We start from the raw sequence: 26,261 nt of genomic DNA, 5'->3' as shown, positions 1-26,261 counted from the left end.
TTTCGGCTATTGCGCGTTCGCGAATTCGCAACCACACGAGCGGCGCACAATGAGGTGCGTCGGATACGTTTCGAAAACGGCGTCGGTCTCGCCTGAAAGCAGCCTCGATATCGCGGCCTTCGCCATCCGTTCGATCGGCTGCGCGACGGTGGTGAGGGGTGGCCAGACATAGGTCGACTCGGCTGATCCGTCGAACGACACGACTGCAACATCCTCAGGGATGCGCAGGCCGCGTTCCTGCAGTGCGGACACAGCCGCGAACGCAAGTTGGTCGGATGCAACGAAGACTGCGGTCGGCCGTTCGGCCTCGTCTGCGAGCTCGCGGCCCGCGCGATACCCGGATGCCAGGCTGAACCCCACGCGGTAGCGGGGCCCGAGTGGCAGCCCAGCGGCAGTGAGGGCGTCCATCCAACCCCGCTCGCGCTGGTCTATCGCCGGATCGCCGCCAATGAAAGCGATCCGCTGATGCCCGTGCTCGATGAGGTGTTCGACGCCGGCACGGGCGCCCTCGGAATAGTCGACGCCGAAGGCGGCGACGGTGGTGTCGGCGCTGAACTGGTTGACCAGAACAACAGGAACACCAAGAGAGTCGATGACTCGGCGCTCAGCAGGCGAGAGAGTATCGGCGACGACTAAGCCGTCCAATTGGTGCGAGGCGAGCCCTGCAATGTGGTCTGACGTCGTAGACCGCCTGCTGTCGGAATTGATCACCAGCAATGTGCATCCGTGCTGCTGCGCTGCACCGTCGACCGAATGCACCAGTTCGGCGAAGTACGGGTTTCGGCTGTCGGGCACGATCATGCCGATCATGTCCGCGACACCGCGGCTGAGCGCGCGCGCGGCGGCATTCGGGCGGTATCCCAGCACTGTGATGGCGTCGAGAACTCGAAGACGGGTGGCTGCTGCCACCGGCTTAGGCCCGCCATTGAGCACATAGCTCACCACGGCACTACTGACACCGGCGTACCGGGCAACATCGGTGCGCGTGATGCGTCGTGACTCGTGCGAGCGCGACTGCGGCGGAATTTCCGGGTTGCTCACTTCTATGCCAGCCATCGTTCGTCCGGTGCTCTCGCCTTTGTGCGTCTGAATTGACTCACGCTACCGCACGTTGTGCGGTGACGGAGGGTTGCCCAGGTCGGGGATGGCGAGCCGTTCGCCCCCACGCATGGCAGACTCGTGGGCCACGATGCCGGGCAGGGTGAAACGTGCGGCAACCCAGGCGTTCACAGGTGGAAGCGAATTCGATACGACAGCCGTCACGAAGTCGTCCGCGAGAAAATGATGGCTGCCCTCGTGCCCGTTGGGAAGACTGCGAACGGCAGAGGGAATGCGGGTGGAGTCGTGCACCGGGGCGTATCCCGAAACGAAGCCCTCGCGCAGTGCTGGGTCGACATGGACCAGGGAAGGGTCGTCCAGGGGCAGTGAAGCTGTCGACTCCACCAGCGGGGAGATGTCTTCGACGCCGTCTTTCGTTTGCCAGAAGGTCACGGTAGCCAGTTGTTCGAAGCTTCCCTCGGTGCCGAAAAAGCGGAACCGCGACTCCCTCAGGTGGGACGGATATCCGACCCGGCGAAACTCGTTAATGCGCATCGAGCCGCCAGCGGCAAGTTCGAACAACGCGGTCGCGTTGGAGAAATCGTTTCCGAATTGGCTGATCTCGCGGTCGAAGACTCCATCGCCTCGGCGATCGACCACTCCGACGCAGCTGACAGCCGTCGCATGAGTATCCCAGGCTCCGAGCACGCCGCCGATGGAGTGGGTCGGGTAAAGCATGGGTGGGTAACTTGCGGTCGCGCGCCAGCCGTCGCCCCCGCTATAGCGGTAGGCCTCATAGAATCCGAGGTCCATGTCATGCACGTAGTCACCTTCGGCGTAGAAGAGACGTCCGAAGCCGCCATCGGCGATTCGCTGCCTGGCGTAGACGGTTGCAGGATTGTAGAAACTGGTCTCACCCATCATGTAGACCAGTCCGGTTTCACGCACCGCGGTGATGATGTCGCGGATCTCTGTTTCCGAGATCGCCATCGGGACCGCCGAGTACACGTGCTTTCCCGCACGAAGGGCTTTGACGACGAGGCGCCCGTGAGTCCAGCGCTGGGTGAATATCGCCACGGCATCGATGTCGGGGGAGGCGATCATCTGGTCGAAGCTGTCGAAGGTGCCGGCGAGGCCCAGCTCGGTCACCATGCTGTCTGCGCGCTCAGGCAGCAGGTCGGTTGCGTAGACGTTCGAAATGCCCGGATGATGCTGGAACAATGTCGCGAACTGCCCGGCGAATTGACCGGCGCCCACGAATCCGAGCGAAAACTTCATCGTCGTGCCCTTTCTCGTTCAAGTCGGCGCAGCACGTGAGTGCCAACGCCCATTCTACGCGCGTCAACTCACGGGAACTGATAGTAGTTAACGATTGTTGCATCGAGTAGTCTACGCGGGTAGATTAAGCACGTCCGGACAGCCCTTCCACACCGGAGCACTCTCGACACCAGGAGTACGACATGACAAAGAAGTCCTATGCAAGAGCTGCGGCGCTCGTCGTGGCATCCGCCCTCGCCCTTACCGGGTGTAGCGCAGGTGAAGGTGGTGATGGCGACGTCACTCTCGAGTTCCAGACCGGACTCGGCACCAGCGACCCAATCCTCACCGAGCTGACCACGATCACCGAAGCGTTCCAGGACGCCAACCCCGGTGTCACGATCGATCTGGTTCCGATGACGAACACCTACGAAGCCGACATGACCGTGCGACTGTCGAGCAACGACATTCCCGATATCTGGGCGACCCACGGCTGGTCACTGCTGCGCTACAGCGAATTCCTCGAACCCCTCGACACACAGCCCTGGGCAGAGCACTTCAATGAAGCGCTCGAACCGGCCATGAGCAACGCTGACGGACAGTTCTTCGCGTTTCCCGCGGTGACGGATGTGGCGGGCATCGTCTACAACAAGACGGTGCTGGATGAAGCAGGAATCGATCCTGCCACGCTGACGACGTGGGAGGCCTTCGATGAGGCGGCTGCGACGCTGAAGGCGGCAGGGGTCACACCGATCACTGCCTCCGGAAAGGACAGCTGGTTCGCAGGCAATGTGGCAGACTTCCTCGCCTCGGGTGCCTACACGGAAGATGAGCTGTCGAGCCTCGCCGACGGTGAGTTCCAGGCAGATGGCTACAGCACCTTCCTTGAGAAGGTCAAGAGCTGGTCGGACAGCGGCTACTTCAATGCCGACTACTCCTCAGCGAGCCAGGACGACATCGCACGCTCCCTCGCTGACGGCACCACCGGCTTCGTTTTCGTGCAGAACTACCTCGTCGCAAGTGCCCTCGGGTTCAACCCGGATGCGCAGCTGGGCTACTTCCCCGTTCCGGGATTCGTCACCGAGCCTTACCTCATCGGCGGTGAAGGCCACGCTTACGGTGTGTCGCGCACTTCCGACCACAAGGATGTCGCCCTTGACTACCTGGCATTCCTCGCCGAGCCCGACAACGCATCAACCCTGGCGACCGCAATCGGCGGCATCCCAGGCCTGACCAACGCCACGGCCGACCTCGGGCCGCTCACCGCCAGCTATGAGCAGTTCGTCGAGGGAGGCGACTTCCGCCTCGAACCGTACTTCGACCGTGTCTACCTTCCGGGCGGAATGTGGGACACCATGGTGACGACAACGGATGCGATCATCACCGGGCAGTCGGACGTTCCAACTGCGGTGAAGCAGGTGGAGAACCAGTACGCGACGCTCAGCGCCAAATAGATCGGGATCGGGTGCGGATGGCTAGCAAATCCGCACCCGATCCAGATTGCTGACGCAGCCCCGGGAGAGTGACAACAAGGATGTGACGATGACGAGCACCGCGACCCAGGCGAAGCGCCGGAAGTCCAAGCCCGGCACTCCGCTCGCGTCCCGTCGAGTCAACTTCTTCTACCTGCCCGCACTCATCCTCTTCGGCGCATTCACGCTGTATCCGCTCATCAACGGCGTCATCCTTTCGCTCTCCAACTGGAACGGGTACAGCGCGTCGCGCAGTTTCGTCGGAGCGGCGAACTATGAGCGGCTCTTCACCGATGAGGTGTTCCACACCTCCCTGGTGAATACCTTCATCTACGGCTTCGGCAGCACGCTGATTCAGCAGGTGATCGGCCTCGCCCTGGCACTCGCCCTCGACCGTGCCGTGCGTGGGCGAAATCTGGCACGCGCAATCATCTACCTGCCTGTGCTTGTCTCCCCAGTGGTCATGGGAACGATGTACTACCTGTTCTTCTCCTACAACTACGGCGGACTCAACGACCTCGTGATCGCGTTCGGCGGTGAGCGCGTCGCCTGGCTCAGCGACTCCGGGGCGGCCATAGCGATCATCGTATTGGTCAACTCCGCCCAGTTCGTCGGGATCTCCATGGTGATCTACCTGGCGGGTCTGCAATCGATCCCCACCGAATATTTCGAGGCAGCCCGCATCGACGGCGCCAACGCCTGGCAGCAATTCAAGAGCATCACCCTGCCTTTGCTGCAACCGGCATTCGCCACCAGCATCGTTTTGAACCTGATCGGCGGACTGAAGCTGTTCGATGTGATTCAGGTGCTCACCGGCGGTGGTCCCGGGTACTCGACGGAATCCGTCTCGACCCTGATCAGCGCGGTGTACTTCGACAATCAGGCGGCAGGCTATGCCTCTGCCATGGGCATAGTGCTGTTCCTGGTCATCGCGCTATTCACGCTGATCTTCAACTTCCTGTTGAACCGCAAGCGGCTGGAGGCGCAGTGAAGCGTATCCTCATCCGTGCCGGCATCGCGGTCGGTTTGCTGGTCGCGATCACCATCCAGTTGCTGCCGTTTTACATCGCGCTGACGACGGCACTCAAGCCGCGCAGCAACCTCAGTTCGCAATGGTTGCCGCCGGTCGAGGGCATCTTCTGGGAGAACTTCACGGTGGCGATCGAGGATGGCGGCATCCTGCGCGCCATCGGAAACAGCGCGATCATCACTGTGGTCAGCACTGCGCTCATCTGCATTCTCGGTGCTCTCGCCGCATACCCGCTGGCCCGGCGGCCGACCCTCGGCAACAAGATCGTGCTGGGTGGGATTGTCGCGCTCATCATGGTGCCGCCGCTGAGCATTCTGGTTCCGCTGTACACGCTGCTCAACCAGATCGGTGGGACCAACACCTACTGGGGCGCAATCGTCATCATGGTCACCTCCCAGCTGCCGCTCGCGGTGTTCCTTTACACGGCCTTCATGCGCAGCCTTCCGATCTCAATCGAGGAGGCCGCGACCGTTGACGGGGCCAACCTGCTGCAATTGCTCTTCCGGGTGGTCTTCCCGATGCTGAAGCCGGTGACCGCAACCGTGATCATCCTCACCAGCGTGACCGTGTGGAACGAGTATGCGCTGAGCGTCTTCGTGTTGCGCGACCCGGCCGTTCGAACGATCGCACCGACCATCGGCACCTTCTTCGCCAGCCAGGGCAGCAACTTGGGCGCTGCCGCCGCAGCGGCCCTGCTTTCGGTGCTGCCGGTGCTGATCGCCTACCTCGTGTTGCAGCGGTACTTCATCAAGGGCATGGTCGCCGGCTCCGAGAAGTAGGGCAATCGACCGGGGAGAGAAAACACTATGCACGATATGTCGAAACACATCCTGCCGCGCCTCCAGCGGTTCCTGATCGAGCGCCTCGAGCCGGCGCAATACCGCGCAACTGCGCCGGTCGAGGTGCACAGCTGGAAAGCGCCGGATGAGCCGGTGCCGTTCACCGAAGCAGCCAGACAGCAGTTCCGGCAGTTCGCGGTTGGCACGCCGTGGGGTCACGCATGGGGGACCACCTGGTTCCGGGTGAACGGGACGGTGCCCGCCGAGTGGCTGATCGGGGCGGAAGACCGCCTTGAGCTTGTTGTCGACCTCGGTTTCACGCCCGGCATTCCCGGATTCCAGTCCGAGGCTCTGGTCTTCGACCCGGACGGTTCGGTCGTGAGCGCCCTCGAACCGCTCAATCGCTCGGTTGCCGTATCCGTCCAGGCAGGCGAACCGTTCGAGTTCTACCTCGAAGCGGCGAGCAACCCGGACGTGGCACAGGGGTTCACATTTCGTGAGACCCCCAACGGCGACAAGGCCACTGCGCAGCCGGGTCCGCTCTACGTTCTGCGCGACGTGCGAATCGCCGTGCTGGACCTAGCCGTGTGGGAGCTGTTGCAGGACTTTCGCGCGCTGGGCTCGCTGGCGCAGGAACTGCCAGCAGCGTCACCACGCTTGGCCGAGGTGTTGCGGGCCATCGACCAGGCGCTGGACGTTCTCGACCCGGTCGATCTTCACGGAACCGCCGATGCCGGGCGAGACGCACTCTCTACAGTGCTCGCAAGTCCCGCCGTGACCTCCGCCCACCGTGTTCACGCGGTCGGGCACGCCCACATCGACAGCGCCTGGCTGTGGCCGTTACGTGAGACGCGACGCAAGGTTGCCCGCACCTTCAGCAATGTTCTGCGGTTGCAGGAACAGCATCCGGACTTCATCTTCGCTGCCGGCTCCGCCCAGCAGTTCGCGTGGATCAAACAGGACTATCCGGAACTCTTCGCGCGCGTCGTGGCCGCCGTGGCGGGCGGGCGCTTCGTTCCCGTTGGCGGACAGTGGGTGGAGCCCGACTCGAATCTGCCGAGTGGCGAGTCGCTCGCGCGCCAATTCGTCGAGGGCAAGAAGTTCTTTGCCGAGGAGTTCGGGGTCGAGCCGCGCGAGGTGTGGCTGCCCGACTCGTTCGGATACAGCGGCGCCCTCCCGCAGATCGCGATTGCCGGTGGTGCCGACTACTTTCTGACCCAGAAGATCTCCTGGAACGACACCAACGTCTTTCCGCACCACACCTTCCTCTGGGAGGGCATCGACGGCAGCAGAATATTCACGCACTTCCCGCCGGCCGACACTTACAACTCGATGGTGTCGGCCGAGGAGTTGCACCGCGCTGAACGCCAGTTCCGTGACAAGGGCGCCAGCAAAGTCTCCCTGCTTCCGTTCGGCTGGGGCGATGGCGGTGGCGGGCCGACCCGCGAGATGCTCGCCTCCGCCAGAAGATTTGCTGATCTGGAGGGGTCGCCTCGAGTCGAACTGTCAACCCCACAGCGGTTCTTCGAGGAGGCCTCTGCCGAGTATGAGAAACCTCCCGTATGGGTGGGGGAGCTCTACCTGGAGTTCCATCGCGGGGTAGCGACGACCCAGATCGAGCTCAAGCGTGGCAACCGGCTGAGCGAGAGCCTGCTGCGTCAGGCCGAGTACTGGTCGACCCACGCTGCGGTGACTGCCGGATTCGACTACCCGACCGCCGAGCTTCAGCGATTGTGGCGCGAGGTGCTGCTGTTGCAGTTCCATGACATCCTTCCCGGTACCTCGATCCGCTGGGTTCATAGGGAAGCGGAGGAGAGTTACCGCAAGGTGCACGCCGAACTTGAGGCGTTGATAGACACGGCCGCCAGGGCTGCGCTAGGGGACGGGGAGTTTGCCGTAGACCTGAACGCCGGCCCGTACCCGGTTGATGCTGTACCAGCATTCGCGGCGGCGGCTGCGGTGGCCCCTGTTGGTCAGGTCACCGTCACGTCTGATGCTGAGGGAACGATCGTTGAGAACGGCCTGTCCCGCGTCCGAATCGACACTGATGGAAACATCGCTTCCTTTGTTGACGATGCGGCTGGTCGGGAACTGGTGCCGCACCGGATGGTCGCCGGCCTTCTCCAGCTTCACCGGGACACTCCAACACAGTGGAACGCCTGGGACCTCGACGAGAGCTACCGACGCAGCGTGGAGGACATCCTTGCGGTGGAATCTATCGTGCTCCTTTCGGATGGCGTGCAGGTGAGCAGGGCTTTCGGCCGGTCCAATATCGCTATCACCTATCGACTGAGGCCGGGCTCACCTACCCTCGACGTCGCAGTGGACCTCGATTGGCACGAGGACGAGAAAATCCTCAAACTCGCGTTTCCGCTCGACCTCCATGCCACACGAGCGGCATCTGAGATTCAGTACGGACACTTGTATCGCGACATTCACACGAATACGTCGTGGGATGCCGCCCGCTTCGAGACGGTAGCCCATCGTTGGCTCCAGCTGGATGAGGGCGGGTATGGAGTCGCGCTGGCGAACGAAGCCACGTACGGCTACGACGTGACGAGGGATGTCGTAGATGGTGTGCCCAACGCGACCGTACGTGTTTCGCTTGCTCGCGCCCCTCGGTATCCTGACCCGGAGTCTGACCGCGGTCGGCATGTGTTCGGATTTTCGTTACGACCGGGATCGGGAATTGCGGATGCCGTCCGCGAGGGCTACCGACTGCATGTTCCGCTCAGGCGGGTGGACAATGTGGCGTCCGATTCTCTGGCGCCACTGTTCAGCGTCGAGGGCGACGGTGCCGTCGTGGAGGCGGTCAAGCTGGCGGAGGACGGCAGCGGGGACGTCATTGTGCGGCTCTATGAAGCGTTCGGGTCGCGCACCCGAGCGACGCTCACTGTGGATTTCGACCATGGTGACGTTACCGAGACGGATCTGCTCGAACGCGGATCGCCACGTCGGGCGGTCGTGGATGCCAACGGCCCGGTGCGACTGGAGTTGCGTCCGTTCCAACTGGTGACATTGCGATTTCGGCGAGGCTGAGTCGTGTCGGTCCCGTGGGACGATTGTGCCCGCTTGTCACTACCGTGTCAGGGCGAACAGGCACAACTGTGACACACGGGAACAATCGCGCGGTCAGGCCCCCTCGGGCGGTTCGAGGAGCAGGCCGACCCGCTCGGCGAGGTAGGCGTCGAAGGGGACCGAGGTCTCGACGGTCGCTGACGGGTTCCAGCGCACCAGTGGCTTGCCGTCCGCGACGAACAACGGGCCAGGGGAATCGCGGAGGGCGTCGACATCGAGGTCGATCACCTCGGCACCGAAGTTCACGGTCTCGCCGGGGGAGAAGGGCCCCTTGAACGCTGCGGCACGATAGCCGCGACGCTCCTCGGCTGAGTTCGACTGGAAGCCCGGATAGCCGGGTGCCACCGCGCGAGTCGTCGATCCGGCTCGGAAGAGTGTCGCCTCGTGGTCTAGCAGGAACACCCCGAGCCGCCAGACCCGGTCGAGCGGTATGAACGACGCCTCCTTCATGAACAGCATCACGCGCCTGCGGGGGACGAGGATCGCGAGGGCCTCATCACGGGCATCCGCAGCCCGCAGTCGCTCTACCGCGGTCGTAATGGTTCGGCGGATGCTGCCGCTGGTCTCTGCATCGTCCACGGTCCTGAGTCTAAGACTGCGTGAAACGGCACAGGCGGATCCAGGCTTTACGCCCGGGGCCTGGCAACCCCGACTTCATAAGCAAGGATCACGGCCTGGATCCGGTCCCGCAGGTTCAGCTTGGTGAGTATTCGTGTGACGTGGGTCTTGACGGTGGTCTCGCCGAGGAAGAGGTCTCGTGCGATTTCCTGGTTGGAGAGGCCCCGGGACAGGAGCGTGAAGATCTGACGCTCCCGAACGGTGAGGCTATCGAGAATCACCGACGTTGGGTGTTCTCCCGGCGACGGCTGGCTGATGAATGCTTCGATCAGTTGGCGCGTGATCGTCGGCGCGAGCAATGCCTCGCCACGCGCCACTGAACGAACCCCAGCGGCAAGGTGCTCCGCTGGAGTGTCTTTGAGCAGGAAGCCGCTCGCACCGAGGCGCAAGGCTTCGTAAACGTACTCGCGGTGATCAAAGGTTGTGAGCATGAGGACGCGAACCGTTTCCTGTTGCGCAACTCCCAGGATCTGCTTGGCCGCCTCAAGACCGTCAAGAACTGGCATCTGGATGTCCAGTAGGGCGACGCGCGGCTTCAATCTGGCGACCAATTCGACGGCCTCGGCGCCGTCTTCCGCTTCACCTACCACCTCGATGTCGGGTTCCGCCTCGAGGATGAGGCGAAGTCCGGTGCGAACCAGCGCCTGATCGTCCGCGATCACCACACGCACGATTCCCTTCGGATCAGGCATCATGCTGGTTGCTCTTGCGCCATCACACTTGTGGGTAGCGTCGCCCGCACGACGAATCCACCGCCGGCCAGTGGATGAGCACTCAATTGTCCGCCGTGAAGGCGTGCGCGTTCCTGCATTCCGGCGATGCCGTTGCCGTTACCATCGGGCCGGTCGGATCGCGGCATTCTGGAACCTGCGTCGCTGACCACCACGACGAGGTGCTCCGCTCGACGCTCGATGAGCACCAGAACGTGGGTCGGGCCGGAGTGCCGGAGGACGTTGGTGAGGGCCTCCTGCACGATTCGGTACACGGTCGACTGCAGGTCGTTGCCAAGCGCGGTTGTGTCGGCACCGATTCGCAGTTCGACTTCGCACCCCGCCGTTCGGATTCGCTCCGCGAGAGACGGCACCTGATCGAGCCCAGGGACGCCCGCAATTCCCGGGGTGCCCGGATCGACCGACATCAGACGGTCCAGTTCGGCGGAGGCCGAGGCGCCTGTGCTCATGACGATGTCGAGAGCTTCCGGCCAACCGGCCCTGCCTGCTTCCAGGGTGCGTCTGGCCGCACCGCACTGCACCACCATGACCATCAGAGTGTGCGCGACGACGTCGTGCAGCTCTCGTGCGATGAGGAGCCGCTCGCTCATAGCGGCCGTGGCCGCTCGCAGATCCCGGAGACGCTTGACCTCTTCTGCTCGATCGACTGCTGCGGCAGTCAGGCGCCCCTGCTTGGCAACCATCTTTCCGGCGAACCAGGCAGCCGCGACCAGGGCGGCCGGAAACGCATAATCGCCCCACTGCTCAATTCCCGACAGAACGTTCACCGCGATGACGCCGCACAGCCCGATCGTCACACCCATCACACTTCGTAGCCCCGCCGAGAACGCACCAACTGAGTACGCCAGCAGGACGGCGATGAGCGAGAGGGAAAAGAAAGGCACAGGGAGGAAAGCTGCGAGTCCGCCGGCGATGACCCAGCAGGCAACCGAGGCTCCGAGTGGGTAGGCCCGCCGCATCAGGAGTGGTGCGGCGATCAACGCACCGGTCAGCGATGCAATAGCCACCGGTTCCGATCGCCCGCCAGCGAGAAACCCTGATTCAGCGGCGGCTATTGCGACGAGGATCATCGCGCCTGCAGTGGAAACCCAGCGCGCGGCCGGAGCGATCCCGTGCCGCTCCGGCCGCGAGGTCGCAGCGGATGTCGGCGTCCGGTCGATCTCTGGAGCCCCCGAGGACCCAGATGAATCAGCAGGAGGAAGTGTGGCACCGTCATCTCCTTCCCGCATGATGCCGACAAGTCGGCGCAAGTCGGTCAACGCTCTGCGGCCGCGATGCTCCACGGCGGCGATCAACTCGGCTGCGCCGATCGGGTCGCTGGAGGCGAGGTGCTTCGCCTCCTCCGCCTGGACAGTCATCAGGAGCACCTCGTGGTTCACCACCATCTGGACCTGGGCCGCAAGCTGTGAGCGTACGGTTGTCGCCTCGGCCGCCGCCACGACCTCGGCCGATGCGGCCAGCAAGGCGGATTGCTCCTCCAGAACAGATGTGATTCTGATCCGAGCCTGAATGGCAGCCCCTAGCAACGCAGGTACGAGCGTGAGGATCAGCGCCAGCATGCCTGATACCAGACTTGCATCGTGCAGGGCGATCGTGACCCCAGTCGTCAGAACGCACAGGCCGATGACGCCGGGCCTGCGGTCGCCCCCGTGGCGGCCCACCGAATACATTGCGATGACGATGCACACGTACCCAGTGAAGGTCTGGTCGAAAACCCGAATGCTCGCGAACGCCAGCTGGGCGACGAGCGCAAGGACCAAAACGCTCGAAACGATATAGGGGTGGGCGCGCCGCCAAATGATTGGAGCGGCCATCGAAAGAGCCACCACGGCGAATTGCGACTGGGAACCACCGAGCACCACGAAGGTCTCGGCGACTCCGACCGCGCCGAGGGCCACACCGAGCACGACATCGGGTCCGGTGGTCTCGAGAGGTGCTCTCCGTGATCGCACGAGTTCACCATATTCGATGGTGGGACAACCGACACCCTGCTCGAGGATGACCCCATTCGTCATCCTTGCGGATGACGTGGGCGTCGTCCTGTCCGTCACCAATTCCGACGACGCGAAGGACGACAGGCAGCGGGACGTGGCGAGATTCTGGAGTCACGTTCAACCATCCACAGGAGGTTCACCATGTCAGGTTCACGATCAGTCACCCGTACCGTCTACACCGCTTCGCTGCTGGCAGCCCCGTTGTTGCTGGCAGCAGCAATGTTGCGTGACATTACCCCGGACGCGGAAGGCACTCAGGAACTGCTTTCGCTCATCTCAGGGCAACCGGACGCGTGGGCGCTCGGACAGACCCTTTTCCTGCTCTCCGCGGTTGCCTGGCTGCCTGCGGGGCTCGCCCTGATGCGCTTGTTCGGTGACCGCACGCTCTTCGGTCGCTGGGCTGGCCTTCTCGTAATGCTCGGTGGGCTGGCCATTCTGCCGATCGATGCTGCGGGCCTCTACCTCGCTCCGCTCGCCGGCAGCAACATCCCGGAGGAGCAGCAGGTAGCGCTCGTCGAGAGCGTCGAAGGCTCGACTACCCTCATAGTCTTCGAGACTGTCCACGTCGTTGCACTGTTCGTGGGACTTCTGGTGGTCGCGGTCGCCATGCTGCGTTCACGCATCGTGCCGATGGTCGCGCCGATCGCCATCATGGTCGCCATTGTCGGGTTGTTGGTCAACCTGCATCCGGTGATGGAATTCGCCTCCACCGTTCTGCTCGTTGTGGGGCTAGGGCTGGCAGCGCTGCGCGTTGCCCGTCTCACGGACGACGAATGGCTGGGCGGCGCCATCCATCGCGGCAGGAAAGGCGCGCTCGAAGCCTCGAAAGCATCCGTCTGATCATCCTCTGGGATGGGGTCCGCCGGTAGCCGGGCCCCAGTCAGCCCATCGGCTCGCAGATGACCACCGGGATGTCCCGGTCGGTCCTGCGCTGGTAGCCCGCGTAGCCGGGATTCACCTTCACAATGGTGGGCCACAGCTCCGCCTTCTCGTCGGCAGTGGCGGTGCGGGCACGCATCCGGAGGGTCTCGTCCCGAATAGTCAGCTCGACCTCGGGATGGGCAACCAGATTGAGATACCACTGCGGATGCCGGTCGTCGCCTCCCTTGGACGCGACCAGCACGATACGGTCGCGGTCACTGATCGGCGCACTCAGCATGGTCGACCGCCGGCGGCCGCTCGTGCGCCCGATGGTGTGCAACTCGACCGCGGTCATCTGCCCGAGCTTCCAGCCGACTCGGCCGCCGCTGAGCTTCAGCACCGCGCGGTGGAGCAGGTTCATCGCCTTCATCAGCGCGTCTGACCGCCGATTGCCTGCGCTCACGGGTGCGGCCAGACGCCAGAGGTGCCGCGACGGTGGCTGGTGAGCAGGTGGGTGTCCACCATGCCGATCGCCTCCATCAGGGCGAACATCGTGGTGGGTCCAACGAATGCGAAGCCCTTCTTGCGGAGCGCTTTGGACAGGGCAATGGATTCCGGTGATGTTGTCGGAACCTCCGCATACGAACGAGGGCGCGGTGTATCGACGGGTTTGAACGACCAGACGAAGTCGGCCAGCCCGCCATCGCTCCGTAGGGCGATCGTCGCCTTCGCGTTGGTGATTGCCGCGGTGATCTTCATCCGGTTGCGCACGATGCCGGTGTCTTCCATCAGGCGTTCGACGTCCGCCGCAGTGAACGCGGCGACAGTTTCCGGATGGAAATCATGAAATGCCGCGCGGAAGCCTTCTCGCTTGCGCAGGATGATCGCCCAGGACAGCCCCGCCTGGAAGGCCTCCAGGCTGATGCGCTCATACAGTCCGTGCTCGTCGGTGATCGGCATTCCCCACTCGGTGTCGTAGTAGCGCTGCAACATCGGGTCGGTGGCCGCCCATGCCGGGCGGGCCAGGCCGTCCTCTCCCACAACCACGTCTGCGCGAATCGGATCGCTCACGCGGCGTGCTCCAGGCTGAGGAGCGCGCTCTTGGCCTCGAGGCCGCCGATGTAGCCGCCGAGCGTTCCGTCAGTACGGAGCACCCGGTGGCAGGGCACCACCACCGGCAGCGGGTTGGTGGCGCAGGCGCTGCCCACCGCCCGCACGGCCTTCGGGTTGCCGACGAATTCGGCGACTTCGCGGTACGACTGGGTGTGCCCGTAGCCGATGTGCGGGAGGTATTGCTGCACCAGTTGGCGGAACCCGCTGGACAGCCGGTAGTCGAGCGCCAGGTCGAAGTCGGTGCGACGCCCGGCAAAATACTCGTCGAGTTGCCGCGCGACGGCATCCAGCCGGCCGGCGGACTTCAGGATGCGGGGGCTCACCCGACCGGCCAGCGACTCCAGCACGAGGTCGTGGTCTTCGCGCTCGAAGGCCACGCGCACCAGGCCGGCTGGGGTTGCCGCAAGCAGCAGGCTGCCGACAGGGGAGTCGACGGTGGTGTACGCGACATCGAGCAGGTCGCGCTCATTCGCCAGCCCCTCCAGGCGCTGGTGGAGGCTGTCCAGGTCGTTAACCGTGGGCGCTGTCAGGTCCCGAAGGTCGGTCACAACCGCGCCGGTGTGGTCGTCAGCAGTGCGGTCGTCAAGGGTGGTGTTCATCTCAGTGATCCTCTCAATTCCTGGTTCGCATAGGCGGTGCGCAGGGCCTGGATGCCGTCCGATGCTGCCCGGCGCGCGGCATCCGCCGTACCGCCCAGAATTTCCGCAACCTCCGCATAGGGCAGGCCGGTGAGGTGGTGGTAGGCGACGGCTTGTCGCTGTTTGTCCGGGAGCCTGGCGAGGGCCGCCCACAGGTCGTGGTCGGTCGCTTCTGGCACTCCGATGGTCGACACGCGGTCCGGCACCTCGCCGACCGGGATCGCCTGGCGGCTCCTCCGGCGGATGACATCGAGCGCCTTGCGATGCGCGATGGTGACCAGCCAGGCTTCGACGTTGGCGTCATCCGCCAGCTTCGGCCACGCCTCGAGTGCCGCAAGGAAGGTTTCCGACCAGGCGTCGTCGGCGTCGGTGTGCGGCCCGAGAACCGCCCGGCAGACCCGCAGCACGGTTGCCCCGTGCGCGGAAACCGCCTGCTCGAATGGTTGTTTCATCATCATCACCGGGAAGACGCGCCAGCCCCACCGTTTGTGAGGTCGATCCCACAATACGGTCAGTCGACTGCGGGCCGCGCGCCGTCACGAATCCGGATGATCGCCTCACGGCGGTTCGACAGCTGAAGTTTCAGGAGGATGCTGCTCACGTGGTTCCGCACCGTGATGCGCGAAATGAACAGCCGGTCGGCGATCTCCTGATTGCTGAGGCCGTCGCCGACGAGTCTCAGCACCTCCCGCTCCCGATCGGTGAGCTCAGGGAAGGTGTCGGCTGAGTTCGCAGTCCGGGCAGCGAGGTGATCGAGCATCCGGGAGGCCACGCCCGCGCCGAACACCGCATGACCGGCCGCCACGGCCCGCACCACCGCCAGTAATTGCTCCGGCGACGAGCCCTTGACGACGTAACCGCTCGCGCCGGCCTTGAGTGCGGCGAACACGCTTTCATCGTCATCCGACATGGTCAACATGACAATTCGTGACCTCACTCCGTTGGCAGTGAGTGCCTCGGCGGCTGCGACACCATCCAGCACCGGCATGTTGATGTCCATGAGCACAACGTCCGGTGTCAGGGCTGTTGCCAATTCGATAGCGGATGCGCCGTCACCGGCTTCACCCACCACCGTGATGCCACTCTCCTGCGAGAGGGTGAAGCGCAGGCCGTCACGAAAGAGCCGGTGATCGTCTGCGAGCAGTACGGTGAGTTCCCGTTCGGTCATGGGAGCGGCATTCTGGCTGGTGCCTGGTGCAAGGGAAGTGTCGCGGTCACTGTCGTACCGTGTTCGCCGGAAATGGCAACCAGTGTGCCGCCGAGCTCCTCGGCTCGCTCGCCCATTCCGATCATGCCCACTCCCGTTGGGGTTGTGCCGTCCCCGAAGCCGGCGCCCGCGTCCGTCACCTCCAGCACCAGGGAATCCGCCGCTACCGACGCGGCAACCTGTGCCGATCGGGCGCCGGAATGCCGGGCGACATTGGTGAGCGCCTCGACAGCGATCCGATAGGCGGCCACCTCGACGGCTGCGGACAGCTCCGGCAATTCGGCCACGGTCATCCGTACGTCGAGTCCCAGGCTCTCTGCGGCTCTGCGTACTGCTTCGGCCAGCCCTCGCTCGTCCAACACCGTGGGACGCAGGCCCCTCGCCAGTGACCGCACACTGTTCAACGCTTCCTGCGCTGCCAGTTCGAGTTGTCCCAAGCGTTGTTCGGCCGTCTGCGGGTCGGTGAGAACAATCCGGCGCAGGGTTCCCAATTGCATCGAAATACTGGCCATCGTCGGACCCAGCTCGTCGTGCAGGTCGCGCGACAGGGCACGGCGCTCCTCCTCGCTACCGGCGACAAGACGCTGTCGGCTGGCCGTGACGGCCTCCGCCAGGATCATGGTCTGCACCGCCATGCCGCCGAACTCGCCGAGCACAGCCAGCAGCGCAGAGTCCCGTTGTCCCAGGGCGCGACCGGGACCGGCCGCTGCCGTGATGGTGCCAAGCTGAAGTCCCTGGGATACCAGCGGCGCCTGGGCCACAGTCGCTTCCAGCGGCCGGATGCCGGTGCTCGCCTCGGTCCCATTCACCTCCACCTGCACCCAGGGAACCCTGAGCGAGGCGGCAATCGACGCGGCGAGCTCGTCGAGGAGTTCGCCGAGTGTTACGGCGCCGTGCGTTCTGGCGGCGAGCCGGCGTAGAGCCTCGTACGGTTTTCGACGGTCACCGTAGAGCAGCCGATCCACCAGCAGCTGAAGCCACCCTCGCAGGGGAAGGGCCGCCACCGCGACCAGCGCCGCGATGAACCCCACTCCGAATGGCGGCAGCGTCTGGCTGGACAACGCGGCCACGGCTACCGCGAGAGTGTATGCGCCTGCGATCACGGTGGTGAGCACGGTGAAGAGCACCGCGTGGTGGACAACGACGTCGACACCAGCCAGGCGCCGCCTGAGCACCGCCGTCGTGACCACGGCGGCCAGAAAGACGCCAGCCGCGATGTCGAGAACCTCGGCGGCTCCCGGCCAGAGGCCACGGCCGACGACCAGCATCAGCACGAAAACCGTGGCAGCCAGCAGGATGGTGGCGATGCGGGTGTGTTCGGAGCCCTTGGCCCTCCACAGGCGAACGGCGAAGACGATCGGGGCCAACAGCAACGGCACTTGGAGGACAAAGGGCTCGACCGCGGCGAGTACGTGCTCCACGGGCTCCGGAAGAATACCCACCGGGTTCACGAATTGGCGAGCGGTCGGGGGAAGGTCGGAATCCCGTGCTCCGGCCGGGCCGCTGACCAGCGCCCAGGCGACGACCGTAGCCACCTGCAACGCGCTCACCAGGACAACGACCGGCTTCCAGCGGGCGAATGGCAACCGGCCATCGGGCAGCAGGATGACGGCCAGAAACGTGAGCGGCACGAGCACGGCAGAGAACCGGTCCGCGAACCAGGCTGTCCACGCCACCCCGTCGTCGACTCCCGATTCGATGGCGAATGCGACCCAGGCGTTCGAGGCCGCCGCAGCAGCGAAAACCAGGGCTGCCGCGAGGATGAGCCAGCCGACAGCGATCTGCGGGCGCCCGGCAGAGATCAGGACGCCGGGAACCGCCCACACGACCCCGATGATCAGCAGCTTCCACGGCACCTCGGCGGTCGCACCAGTCGCGAGACCTGCTGTCAGACCCGACACGGTGAGGATGATCGCGCCGATGCTCCAGGCCAGCAGCGGCCCGGCACTCTGCAGCCTCGCCGCATTGCGTCGCATGGTTACAGTATGGCCATCCACCCGCCGGCCAGAAAGGTCGGCGAGTGGTGACCGTTCCCAGCGGATGCGCTCACTTCCGGCGTGCGGGGAATTCGCCGCGCCACACCGCTCCGGGCATCCTGATGAGGTCGATGCCCATCCAGACCCAGGCGACGACGAGCAGGACGTGGGGTTCCAGCATCCCGGCAGACGGAAGCAGGAAATCCCAGATCAGGAACGCGACCATCAGGATGAGCGGGATTCGTGAGAACGCGCGACTCTTCCAGCAGGCGATGCTCAGCAGGACGAGTCCGAGGAACGATCCGACCAGGTGCGGCAGCAACGAGATCAGAAGGCCGGGTGCGTCGGCGGCGAGGCCATCGTTCAAGCCAACAGCAGCATCCGCGCCGATCGATCGTGTCGCTGTCGACACCGTCAGGTACCCGAAGCTCAGGATGTTCTGGAACCCCCACATGCCCCAAATGACGAGCGGAGCGGCGATTGCCGTGAGTACCGGTGCACGCCAACGGGTCACCTGGGCGACCGCCAACAGGCCGATCGGTGCGAACAGCATGCTCACCACGTAGGCGATCTGCTCAACTTGGGCCAGCTCCGGGTTCGATGCACCCCACAGGAGATAGTCGCTGTATTCCAGGTCGCCGGCGAAGAGTTGGGATAGGTAAGCCGGCAGGCCGTTGAGCAGCCCGGCCAACGCCAGGCTCACCCCGGCGGTGATTCTCACCAGGCGGGACAACGGTGCTGGCGACGTGCCGGGGGCGAACGAGCCAGGGGATGTGGTGTCGACGGTAACCATTTCGGAACGTCCTTTCGAAGGGTTGTTGGTCCTTCGAGGGTGCTTCATGCGCCGGGTGTGACACATGGTGCATCTGACCCATGGTCGACGCGGTTCTCGCCACTGAGATCCGGAACTTGGCGCTTCCACCGCCCTGGCAGCACCAAATTCCGGATCTGAGCCGCTCAGGCGACTGCTTACAGGCTCCGGCCGTCGTTCCAGTGGCGGTCGGAGGTCCCACCCAGCAGGGCTGCCGCCGACACGGCCTGGGCGTCCGTGAACGATGCCACGTAGTCGATGACCGCACGGGCCCTGCCCAGGCGGATGATGTCGGCGTCGCGCCAGTCGACTGCGAGTGGAGTGCCGGATGCCCGCAGTTCGACATACGACTGAGTGGTCGACTCGACGGAGTCGATGAGCCTGCGCGGTGCCCGCAGGGCATCATCCGCATCGTTGAGCCAGTCGTGGAAGCCCTCGACAAGGGATTCGAGTACCCGCGCCTGGCCTCGCTGGTAGATGGTCAGGTCCGGGCGGTCGAGAACGAAGCGGTTGTGCACGAACTTCAGCACGACGACGTCGTGCCAGGCATCCTGGGTCAGGCGCACGTGGCCGCTGCGAACATTCGGCGTCCCGTCCACCGCAATGGAGGCCTTCAGCCGGTCGATCCAGAACCGGGTGAATGCGGCCACCCGGCGCTCGGCCGCGACACCGCCGTCGAAGGGGATGGCGAGCAGCCCCTCGACCAGGCCGTCCTGCACCCGGATGACGGCGTCACGGAACGCATCCTCGTGCGCGATCCAGCGATCCTTCTCGCTGGTGCGGCGCCAGGCCAGTTCGAGCGAGTGCCCCGGCGTGCGCAGCGAAGTCTCCAGCGTCTCCTGATCGAGGCTCGCCAGCGAGTGCTGGTGGGCGAGCCAGTTCTCCAGTTCGGCGGCAACCGTGGTGTGCTGCAGCACCCCGGCACGATAGAAGTCGTCGAGGTCGTGCACCGAATAAGCGATGTCGTCGGCGACATCCATCACCGAGCATTCCACCGTCTGCTGATACCGCTCGACGTTCGGATACCGCGCCTTCACCGCTGCCATTTCGGCGGCGTTCAACAGGTAGCTCGAGTACTTCAGCGCTCCATCGGCGCGATCGACGCCGACCCCGCGCGGGAGCACGGGCGCCGCCGCCTCGACATCGCGCCACTCGTGGCGGGTCCACGGATACTTGAGAACGGCGGCGCGGACCGCAGCGGTCAGGTTCAGTCCCTGATCCGTCGCGTCACCGTTGTCGAGCGTCGTGAGGATGCGGAACGTCTGCGCGTTCCCCTCGAACCCGTCACTCAGTCCCAGCCGGTTGCGGGCGACGCGGTCCAGGACCTGCTCGCCCAGGTGGCCGAACGGCGGGTGCCCCAGGTCGTGCGCGGCCGCCGCGGCCTGCGCAACGATGTGATCGCATCCGCCCAGCTCAGCGATCGTCTTCGCGGTCTGCTCATCGGCACCGTCGCGCAGGCTGACCGCGATGGAACGGGCGACCGCCGTGACCTTCAGGGAGTGCGTGAGCCGGTTGTGGATGACCGTGCCAGAGCCCGCCTGGGGGATGACCTGGGTGACGGCGGACAGCCGCGAGAAGTACGGCGAGAACCGGATCCGCTCCAGGTCGATGCGGAAGTCGTTTTCGACCGTGTCCGAAGTGGTCTCCGGGATCTTCCGGACCTGGGTACCGGGGGCGGCGGTCGTCTGCTCTGAATCGTCCATCACCCCCAGTTCACCACGCTCGCGCCCAATTCGGCAGGAGGCGAGCGTGGTGCCGCGTGGACGTCAGGGCTGGTAGAAGTACGGATCGAGTACCCGCACCTCGGTGATGGCGTTGACCGGAAGCGAGTTCAGCCCGGCCACTTCACGGATCGCTTCCGGGCCCGGCGCGTCGTAGATGCAGAACGTGCTGCCGTTGTCCTTGGCCACATAGGAGTGCACCCAGGTGACGTTCTCGGTGCTGTTGTTCCCGACCACGGATGCGACGACGCCGGCACCGGCGTCATCCATGGGGATGGCCAGGCCGTCGGGGAACGTCCGTTCGATGAGATAGCGGGGCATGATGACCTCCATTCGCGTGCCGGCCGAGATGCCGGCATCCAGCAGTCTGCGACCAGGGCGGCATCGGTCACATGGGTGATGGTTGCCTATCTTGGGCGGTGCCGCCGCCCACGGTGGGAAGCGCCTTCACCGCTTCCCGACGGGAGGTGACGCCGAGTTTGCGCAGGATCGAGGACACATGATGATCGACCGTGCGAGTGGAGATCACCAGCCGGTCCGCGATATCGCTGTTGCTCAGCCCGTCAGCCATAAGTCCGATCACTTCCGACTCGCGTGCGGTCAGGCCGGCCGGATGCTCGGCAGTGGCCTTCCGTGCACCCCGCGGGATACTGCTGACGCCGAGCATTCGCAGCCCCTGGCGGAAGCGTGCCGCAACTGCCGTTGCGCCGAAGGTCTCAGCGATCAGCAGGCCTGCCCTCAGTGACGGCTCGGTCGCGTCGTCCCAGTGGACCAGCAGTTCGTCGAATGCGCAGTCGAGCGACTGCCAGCCGGCGATCGTCACCGCAGAATTACCACGGAGCCAGCTCGCATAGGGGCCTGCGGAGTCATCCGCCGCTTCGCTATCGACGTGCTCGCCTGCACGCAGCAGCCACGTGCCGAGTTCGCCGATCGCCCAGCCGTGCCGGTGGGTCCTGGCAAGTCGCATCGCCTCGCCGAGCTCATCCACCCCGCCAACCTCGCCGTGAAGCCACATCCTGGACTCGGCCCGCGCTGCGGCTACCGGCCAGAGCCTCTGCAGGTCGCCGCTCTGTACCGACAGGCGCCAGGCTTCGTCGAGGGCGTTCTCCGCGCCGGGGTCTCCGCGTCGAGAGCGCAGCAGACCGAGCACCGTCAAGGCGACAATCCGGGTGATGGGCACCGGCATGCGGGCCATTGATCGCCCGGCCAGCTGGGCGGCCTTCGCCCACTCGCCCTGCTCCAGTGCGGTTCGGGCGCGCCAGGCCGTGGCATAGTCGCCGATCGCGTCGAGATCGCGCGGTTCGCACCACTCGATGACCTCGTCGAGCCAGCGGTTCGCGGTGTCGTAGAGCCGCACTTCGCCAGCGCCCGAACCCAGGTTGGTGAGGGCGCTGGCCACCAGTTCCGGCTCCTGGGCGAGCTCGGCGTGGCGACGGCTGGCCAGGAGGTTCGGCTCCGCCTCCGCCGGACGCAGGAACCAGAGCGAGGAGCCCACCGCGTTGTAGGCACGCGACATGCTCGCATGATCGCCGAACGGTTCAGCGAGGGCGATGGCGCGCTGGCCGGTGCGGACTGCCCCAGTCAGATCGCGTGTGAGCATCTGCAGCCGGGCCTGCTCCGCGAGGGCGTGGGCGAGCGGCTGGCCGCCGACACTTTCCAGACTGGCCACCACCTGGTCTGCCAGCTCCCTGGCTTCCGGTCCGCGACCGGCGGACCAGAGGTGCTCCGCCGCACGCACTCTCGCGTTGCTCGCCTTCAGCGGCAGCTGGGCAGCTTCCCACAACTGCGCAGCCTCGGTGACAGCGACCAGGGCGGCTTCCGGCTCGGCAAGGCTCGACTTCGCCTCGCCCAGGCGCTCCAGCGCTTCGGCCCGCATCGTGGCGGAGGAGTTGCCGACATGCTCGACCACGGCGGCGAAGTGTTCGACCGCTGCACGATTCGCCCCCAACTGGGCTGCGTGCCTTCCGGCCAGCATCCCGTAGCGGATGACCGCTGCTCCGTTTCCGGCGCCCCCTGCGTGCAACGCGAGCTGGGCTGGATCGGCCTCGGGCGCGCCTTCGAGCAATTCCAGCACGCGAGCATGCAGGCGGCGGGCGTGGGCGGGACGGATCGACTGTTCGATCGCGCGGCGTGCCAGCTCGTGCCGGAAGACGACCCGTCGGCTGGTGGCGTGCAGCAGGCCGGCGGCTACGCATTCGTCGATGCCGATCGTCGCCGACTCCGCGTCTACGATGGCCAGCTCGCATCCGCTCGGAAATACGGAGACGAACTCGAGCGCTGCGTGTGCTGCCGGGCCCAATCGGGCAGCGCGGCCGAGGACGCTGTCGACGACTGTCCCCGGGATGTTCTCGAGGCCGGCGGCCAGTGCCTCCGTCACGTAGAACGCGTTGCCGCCGGTCACCCGCAGCAATCGCTCGGCGTCGACTTCGCTTCCGGCTGCCAGCTCGGTCACCGCAGCCAGGGTGAGGGGCGGCACCGGAACCCGGCGTTGCGGCGACCCGGCGAGCCGGCCGAGGGCGCCCTGGAGCGGATGCCCGGCCGTCACCTCATCGGAGCGGAACGTCGCCAGCACGATCAGCGGTGCATCGGCCAGCCTCCTGCCCAGGTAGACGAGCAGGTCGAGGGTCGCGCCGTCCGCCCAGTGCAGGTCTTCCAGGACCAGCACCGTCGGTTGTTCGGAGACCAGCGACGAGAACCTGGTGGCCAGGAGATAGGAATCAGCACCGGTGGACAGCAGTTCCTCGAAGTCGGCGCTCAACTCCGTGGCGATCTCGCGGATGGGAGCCAACGGACTGGGGGCGGCAACCGGGTCGCACTGTCCCCAGAGGAAGCGGATGTCGCCCGAGCGTTCCTGACGGAAGGCCGACACGAGCGCGGTCTTGCCGATACCGGCTTCGCCGGTGACCAGGACGAGTCGGCCGGAGCCGGCGAGGGCCGCGGCCAGCTCCTCGTCGAGGGTGGCGAGGAGGTGTGCGCGCTCGAGCAGTCTCACGGGATGATCGTATGCCTCCGGAACGGCACATCGAGGGGTTGGCATCCGGCCAGATGAGAACTTACTCATCCGCGTCACGCAATCAGCTCATTCCCGGGCGGGAGAGTATTACCAGCGCCCCGAACGGTGCGCTGGAAAGTAGGGTTATAACGTGTTGAAGTCATCCACCAAGCTGATCACCACCGCCGCAGCGAGCATCCTCGGTGTCGCATTGGCCGGGGGAGCGGCCTACGCCGCAACCGGTTCGTTGACGGTGGCGGATGCGCCCGGCCAGGTGTTGAAGGTCAGCGGAGTCGGGCCGGCGTCGGCTCACGCCAGTGAAACCGCCATGGCGAATGCGGACGCCAACGCGAAGGGGCTTTTCGGCAGTGATGTTTCGGCTGATGCTGAGGCGACAGTAGAGGCCGACGCTGACGCGACCGTCGAGCCGACGGTAGCTCCAGTCGAGCCGCGCGTCGCCGCTGAGAACGCTTCGACGGTGAAGGGCAGCGAGACCGGCCAGTCGGTCTCCGCCTGGGCGCACGAGAAGGATGCTGTCGAAGCTGTTGACCCGGCCGCCGCCGTATCTGTGGACGTCTCAGTAGGCGTCGACGCATCCGCCAACGGTCGCGGCTAAGCTCCGGGCCACTCGGTCCCGGACCGCTGGCGCCCCGGCGCCGGCCGACGGCCGGGAATGCGCATTCGGGTTGCGCATTCCCGGCCGTTTTCTGTTCCTCATTTGAGGCGGTAGCCCATGCCGCGTACCGTCTCAATTCGGGCGGCACCGATCTTGCCGCGCAGGTAGCGAACATAGACCTCGACGACGTTCGACCCCGGGTCGAAGTCAAGGCCCCAGACCCGACTGAGCAGCTGTTCGCGACTGAGCACCTGGTCGGGGTGTCGGATGAACTCCTCGGCGAGCGCAAACTCCCGAGCCGAGAGATCGTGGGCCACACCCTCGACGGTGATCCTGCGGGTCTTCAGATCCAGCTCGAGGCTGTGCGCCGCGAGTGTGCCAACCGACTCTGAGCGGGTGTCCTTCAGCCTCAGGCGAACCCGTGCCAACAACTCGTCGAAGCGGAACGGTTTCGACATGTAATCATTGGCTCCACCTTCCAGGCCGCGGACCGTGTCGGTGGCCGAGTCCCTCGCCGTGAGCACGATGACGGCGAGTGGATTCCCTGTGCCGCGCAGGGCCGCCAGGACGCTGAAGCCGTCCAGCGTCGGAAGGCCGACATCGAGGATCATCAGATCGTATTTGCCGGACTGCGCTTCGGCGAGTGCCCTTGCCCCATCGACGGCGACCGCGACAGTGAAACCGGCAGCCTTCAGGCCCTTCTCGATGAAAGCCGAAATCCTGGTTTCGTCCTCTGCGATGAGAATCGTGCTCATTCCGCTGCGCTCACTGCTTCTGGCATCCCTGTCGTTGCGTCGTCCACGGCAGGGTGGGAGACGAATGGGATGCGAATGACAAAGACAGCACCGCCCTCCGCGGAATGGTCGAGCCTCACTGCGCCCCCGTGCGCGTCCGCAATGGCAGACACGATTGTCAGGCCCAGTCCGGCCCCGCCCACGGCACCGTGTGCCTCCAGCCGCTGGAACCGTTCGAAAATGCGCATCCGCTCCGATTCCGGGATACCGGGACCGCTGTCCCGCACCGAGAACTCCAGCCAGGCATCCGTCCTGGCCTGAACAACTTCGCTGGCCAGGGTGATGGGCTGTCCTGGGCTCGAATATTTGACTGCGTTCTCCGCGAGTTGGAGCCACGCCTGGGTCAGGCGTCGGGGATCGAACACGGCCAGACCGTCGGCGGACACCAGATTCCAGGCGCGTTCGGGAGCGAGGACAGACGCCTTCGCTCCGACGCTGGCAGTTAAAGTCGCGAGATCGACCTCTTCCGGCTCGATGAACTGCGGGTTTCCGGTCTCCGCCAGGAGCGCGATATCCGAAACCAAGGTGCTCATCCGGTCGAGCTCGTCAATGGTCAGGAGCCTGGTGGCCTCGACGTCTGCCGCATTCTGCGAATCGAGGAGCTCCAGATGGCCGCGAATGATGGTGATCGGCGTCTTCAGTTCGTGCCTGACGTCATCAAGCAGGCGCCGCTGGCTCTGCGACGAGTCCTGCAGCCGATCGAACATCCCGTTAATCGCCTCAGCCAGCTCGGACACGTCGTCGCGCCCCGAACTGGGAACGCGCTCCGTCAGGTCAGCCGCCGTGCTGCTGCCCGCAGCCGCCTCGCGAAGGAGCCTGATCGGTCGGAGCAGTCTGCCGGCTACGATCCAGGCGACCGCGCCCACCAGGATCAGCGCGAGGATCGCCACCACGATGTAGGTGCGAAAGGACAGCGCCACTGCCCCGAGCTCGGCATCCAGGTTGTAGGCGGCAACATACAGCCCGGTGTCCGGATCGCCTGCGACGCGTACCGGCACGATCGCATAGCGAAGCGTACCCGCATCCGCTTTCGCCGTCCCCATGACGACGTTGCTGGGATGCGCCTCGTCCACGACCCGCTCCACCAGGGCAGCATCGTGCTCGATGCGGAATGACAGGTTGGTCGCCGGAACGAGCGCCGGCGTCCCGTTGATGAAGCCGACGACGCCCTCGTTCGTTGCCGGGACCAACTGCTGGATCGCCAGCTTGAGCAAATCCTCCACCGTGGCCGGAGCCGTCTCGGCGGTCTGCCCCTCGGCAATCGCCTTGAGCTCTGACACGGAGTGCAACAGACGCTCATCGACGGCCCCGCGCACGCGTTCCCCCTGTACCAGGTAGGAGGCGACGCCGGCGGCCAGCAATCCCAAGGCCGTCGTGGCGAGAATCGACAGCAGGATTCGCGTACGCACCGACAATGAGCGGCGAGGGCGACGCTCAGAATGCTCTCGTCGCTTTCGCACGCGCAAAGAGGCCATCTTCCCAGTATCGCCTGCGGGCCCGGGCCAGGCGAATGCAGGCGATGAGAGAGTTCTCAT

General features: G+C 65.1%; 23 protein-coding genes. 6 read left to right on the top strand and 17 right to left on the bottom strand.

The features are described 5' to 3' along the window. Positions 1–6: 6 nt before the first annotated feature. Complete coding sequence (locus ACX3O0_RS05790) at positions 7–1,041, bottom strand: LacI family DNA-binding transcriptional regulator (RefSeq protein ID WP_459092121.1); 1,035 nt, start codon at positions 1,039–1,041, stop codon at positions 7–9. A gap of 60 nt (positions 1,042–1,101) precedes the next feature. Continuing rightward, entirely contained in the window at positions 1,102–2,316 is a 1,215-nt protein-coding gene (locus ACX3O0_RS05785) for a Gfo/Idh/MocA family protein (protein WP_459092123.1), read from the bottom strand. Positions 2,317–2,498: 182 nt separating this feature from the next. On the opposite strand from ACX3O0_RS05785, the gene ACX3O0_RS05780 reads away from it, so the two are divergent. From ACX3O0_RS05780 to ACX3O0_RS05765, 4 genes are all read left to right on the top strand, one after another. Continuing rightward, the gene (locus ACX3O0_RS05780) at positions 2,499–3,749 is read left to right on the top strand and encodes an ABC transporter substrate-binding protein (RefSeq protein WP_459107078.1); all 1,251 of its coding nucleotides are present in this window, start codon (positions 2,499–2,501) and stop codon (positions 3,747–3,749) included. Between the two features lie 88 nt (positions 3,750–3,837). Then, positions 3,838–4,758, top strand: a complete 921-nt coding sequence (locus tag ACX3O0_RS05775) for a carbohydrate ABC transporter permease (protein ID WP_459107077.1) — start codon at positions 3,838–3,840, stop codon at positions 4,756–4,758. Then, on the top strand, positions 4,755–5,576 hold the full coding sequence (locus tag ACX3O0_RS05770; protein ID WP_459107076.1) for a carbohydrate ABC transporter permease: 822 nt from the start codon (positions 4,755–4,757) through the stop codon (positions 5,574–5,576). The genes ACX3O0_RS05775 and ACX3O0_RS05770 overlap by 4 nt, the downstream gene beginning before the upstream one ends. A 36-nt stretch (positions 5,577–5,612) precedes the next feature. Continuing rightward, positions 5,613–8,615, top strand: a complete 3,003-nt coding sequence (locus ACX3O0_RS05765; protein WP_459107075.1) for an alpha-mannosidase — start codon at positions 5,613–5,615, stop codon at positions 8,613–8,615. Between the two features lie 93 nt (positions 8,616–8,708). On the opposite strand, the gene ACX3O0_RS05760 is transcribed toward ACX3O0_RS05765, so the two are convergent. Genes ACX3O0_RS05760 through ACX3O0_RS05750 form a run of 3 tightly spaced genes read right to left on the bottom strand, consistent with a single transcriptional unit; the run spans position 8,709 to position 11,955 of the window. Then, the gene (locus ACX3O0_RS05760) at positions 8,709–9,233 is read right to left on the bottom strand and encodes a hypothetical protein (RefSeq protein ID WP_459092133.1); all 525 of its coding nucleotides are present in this window, start codon (positions 9,231–9,233) and stop codon (positions 8,709–8,711) included. 47 nt (positions 9,234–9,280) lie between these two features. Next, a complete protein-coding gene (locus ACX3O0_RS05755) occupies positions 9,281–9,967 on the bottom strand; it encodes a response regulator (protein WP_459107074.1) in 687 nt (228 codons plus the stop codon). Beyond that, positions 9,964–11,955 (bottom strand): sensor histidine kinase, encoded by a 1,992-nt coding sequence (locus tag ACX3O0_RS05750; protein WP_459092137.1) that lies wholly within the window; start codon positions 11,953–11,955, stop codon positions 9,964–9,966. Before ACX3O0_RS05750 ends, ACX3O0_RS05755 begins: the two co-directional genes overlap by 4 nt. Before the next feature lie 183 nt (positions 11,956–12,138). On the opposite strand from ACX3O0_RS05750, the gene ACX3O0_RS05745 reads away from it, so the two are divergent. Next, positions 12,139–12,837 carry a hypothetical protein gene (locus ACX3O0_RS05745; RefSeq protein ID WP_459092139.1) on the top strand — a complete coding sequence of 233 codons (699 nt, stop codon included), beginning with the start codon at positions 12,139–12,141 and terminating at the stop codon, positions 12,835–12,837. A 40-nt stretch (positions 12,838–12,877) separates the two neighbouring features. Here ACX3O0_RS05745 and ACX3O0_RS05740 read toward each other — a convergent pair whose 3' ends face one another. The 10 genes from ACX3O0_RS05740 to ACX3O0_RS05695 form a co-directional block, all read right to left on the bottom strand. Further along, positions 12,878–13,321, bottom strand: coding sequence for a nitroreductase family deazaflavin-dependent oxidoreductase (locus ACX3O0_RS05740; protein WP_459107073.1), 444 nt, complete (start codon positions 13,319–13,321; stop codon positions 12,878–12,880). After that, positions 13,318–13,929, bottom strand: coding sequence for a DNA-3-methyladenine glycosylase I (locus tag ACX3O0_RS05735; protein ID WP_459092143.1), 612 nt, complete (start codon positions 13,927–13,929; stop codon positions 13,318–13,320). Before ACX3O0_RS05735 ends, ACX3O0_RS05740 begins: the two co-directional genes overlap by 4 nt. Beyond that, positions 13,926–14,570: a methylated-DNA--[protein]-cysteine S-methyltransferase gene (locus ACX3O0_RS05730; protein WP_459107072.1), complete on the bottom strand. Its 645-nt coding sequence runs from the start codon at positions 14,568–14,570 to the stop codon at positions 13,926–13,928. Before ACX3O0_RS05730 ends, ACX3O0_RS05735 begins: the two co-directional genes overlap by 4 nt. Continuing rightward, entirely contained in the window at positions 14,567–15,061 is a 495-nt protein-coding gene (locus ACX3O0_RS05725) for an RNA polymerase sigma factor (protein WP_459092147.1), read from the bottom strand. The genes ACX3O0_RS05730 and ACX3O0_RS05725 overlap by 4 nt, the downstream gene beginning before the upstream one ends. Positions 15,062–15,120: 59 nt before the next feature. Then, complete coding sequence (locus ACX3O0_RS05720) at positions 15,121–15,777, bottom strand: response regulator (RefSeq protein ID WP_459092149.1); 657 nt, start codon at positions 15,775–15,777, stop codon at positions 15,121–15,123. Beyond that, positions 15,774–17,792, bottom strand: coding sequence for a sensor histidine kinase (locus ACX3O0_RS05715; RefSeq protein WP_459107071.1), 2,019 nt, complete (start codon positions 17,790–17,792; stop codon positions 15,774–15,776). Before ACX3O0_RS05715 ends, ACX3O0_RS05720 begins: the two co-directional genes overlap by 4 nt. A 70-nt stretch (positions 17,793–17,862) precedes the next feature. Beyond that, positions 17,863–18,585 carry a hypothetical protein gene (locus tag ACX3O0_RS05710; RefSeq protein ID WP_459107070.1) on the bottom strand — a complete coding sequence of 241 codons (723 nt, stop codon included), beginning with the start codon at positions 18,583–18,585 and terminating at the stop codon, positions 17,863–17,865. Positions 18,586–18,761: 176 nt separating this feature from the next. Further along, positions 18,762–20,306, bottom strand: coding sequence for a deoxyguanosinetriphosphate triphosphohydrolase family protein (locus tag ACX3O0_RS05705; protein WP_459092155.1), 1,545 nt, complete (start codon positions 20,304–20,306; stop codon positions 18,762–18,764). 63 nt (positions 20,307–20,369) lie between these two features. Further along, on the bottom strand, positions 20,370–20,645 hold the full coding sequence (locus tag ACX3O0_RS05700; protein WP_459107069.1) for a DUF4242 domain-containing protein: 276 nt from the start codon (positions 20,643–20,645) through the stop codon (positions 20,370–20,372). A gap of 67 nt (positions 20,646–20,712) precedes the next feature. Further along, positions 20,713–23,316: an ATP-binding protein gene (locus ACX3O0_RS05695; RefSeq protein WP_459107068.1), complete on the bottom strand. Its 2,604-nt coding sequence runs from the start codon at positions 23,314–23,316 to the stop codon at positions 20,713–20,715. A 151-nt stretch (positions 23,317–23,467) separates the two neighbouring features. Between ACX3O0_RS05695 and ACX3O0_RS05690 the strand changes: the two genes are divergently transcribed. Further along, entirely contained in the window at positions 23,468–23,932 is a 465-nt protein-coding gene (locus tag ACX3O0_RS05690) for a hypothetical protein (RefSeq protein WP_459092161.1), read from the top strand. 98 nt (positions 23,933–24,030) lie between these two features. On the opposite strand, the gene ACX3O0_RS05685 is transcribed toward ACX3O0_RS05690, so the two are convergent. Beyond that, positions 24,031–24,687 carry a response regulator transcription factor gene (locus tag ACX3O0_RS05685; protein ID WP_459092163.1) on the bottom strand — a complete coding sequence of 219 codons (657 nt, stop codon included), beginning with the start codon at positions 24,685–24,687 and terminating at the stop codon, positions 24,031–24,033. Continuing rightward, entirely contained in the window at positions 24,684–26,201 is a 1,518-nt protein-coding gene (locus ACX3O0_RS05680) for a sensor histidine kinase (RefSeq protein WP_459107067.1), read from the bottom strand. The genes ACX3O0_RS05685 and ACX3O0_RS05680 overlap by 4 nt, the downstream gene beginning before the upstream one ends. Positions 26,202–26,261: the final 60 nt, after the last annotated feature.

It is taken from the genome of Homoserinimonas sp. A447 (assembly GCF_054489325.1).
Note: the sequence above shows the minus strand (reverse complement) of the source record. Positions and strands in the feature narration are given on the sequence as shown.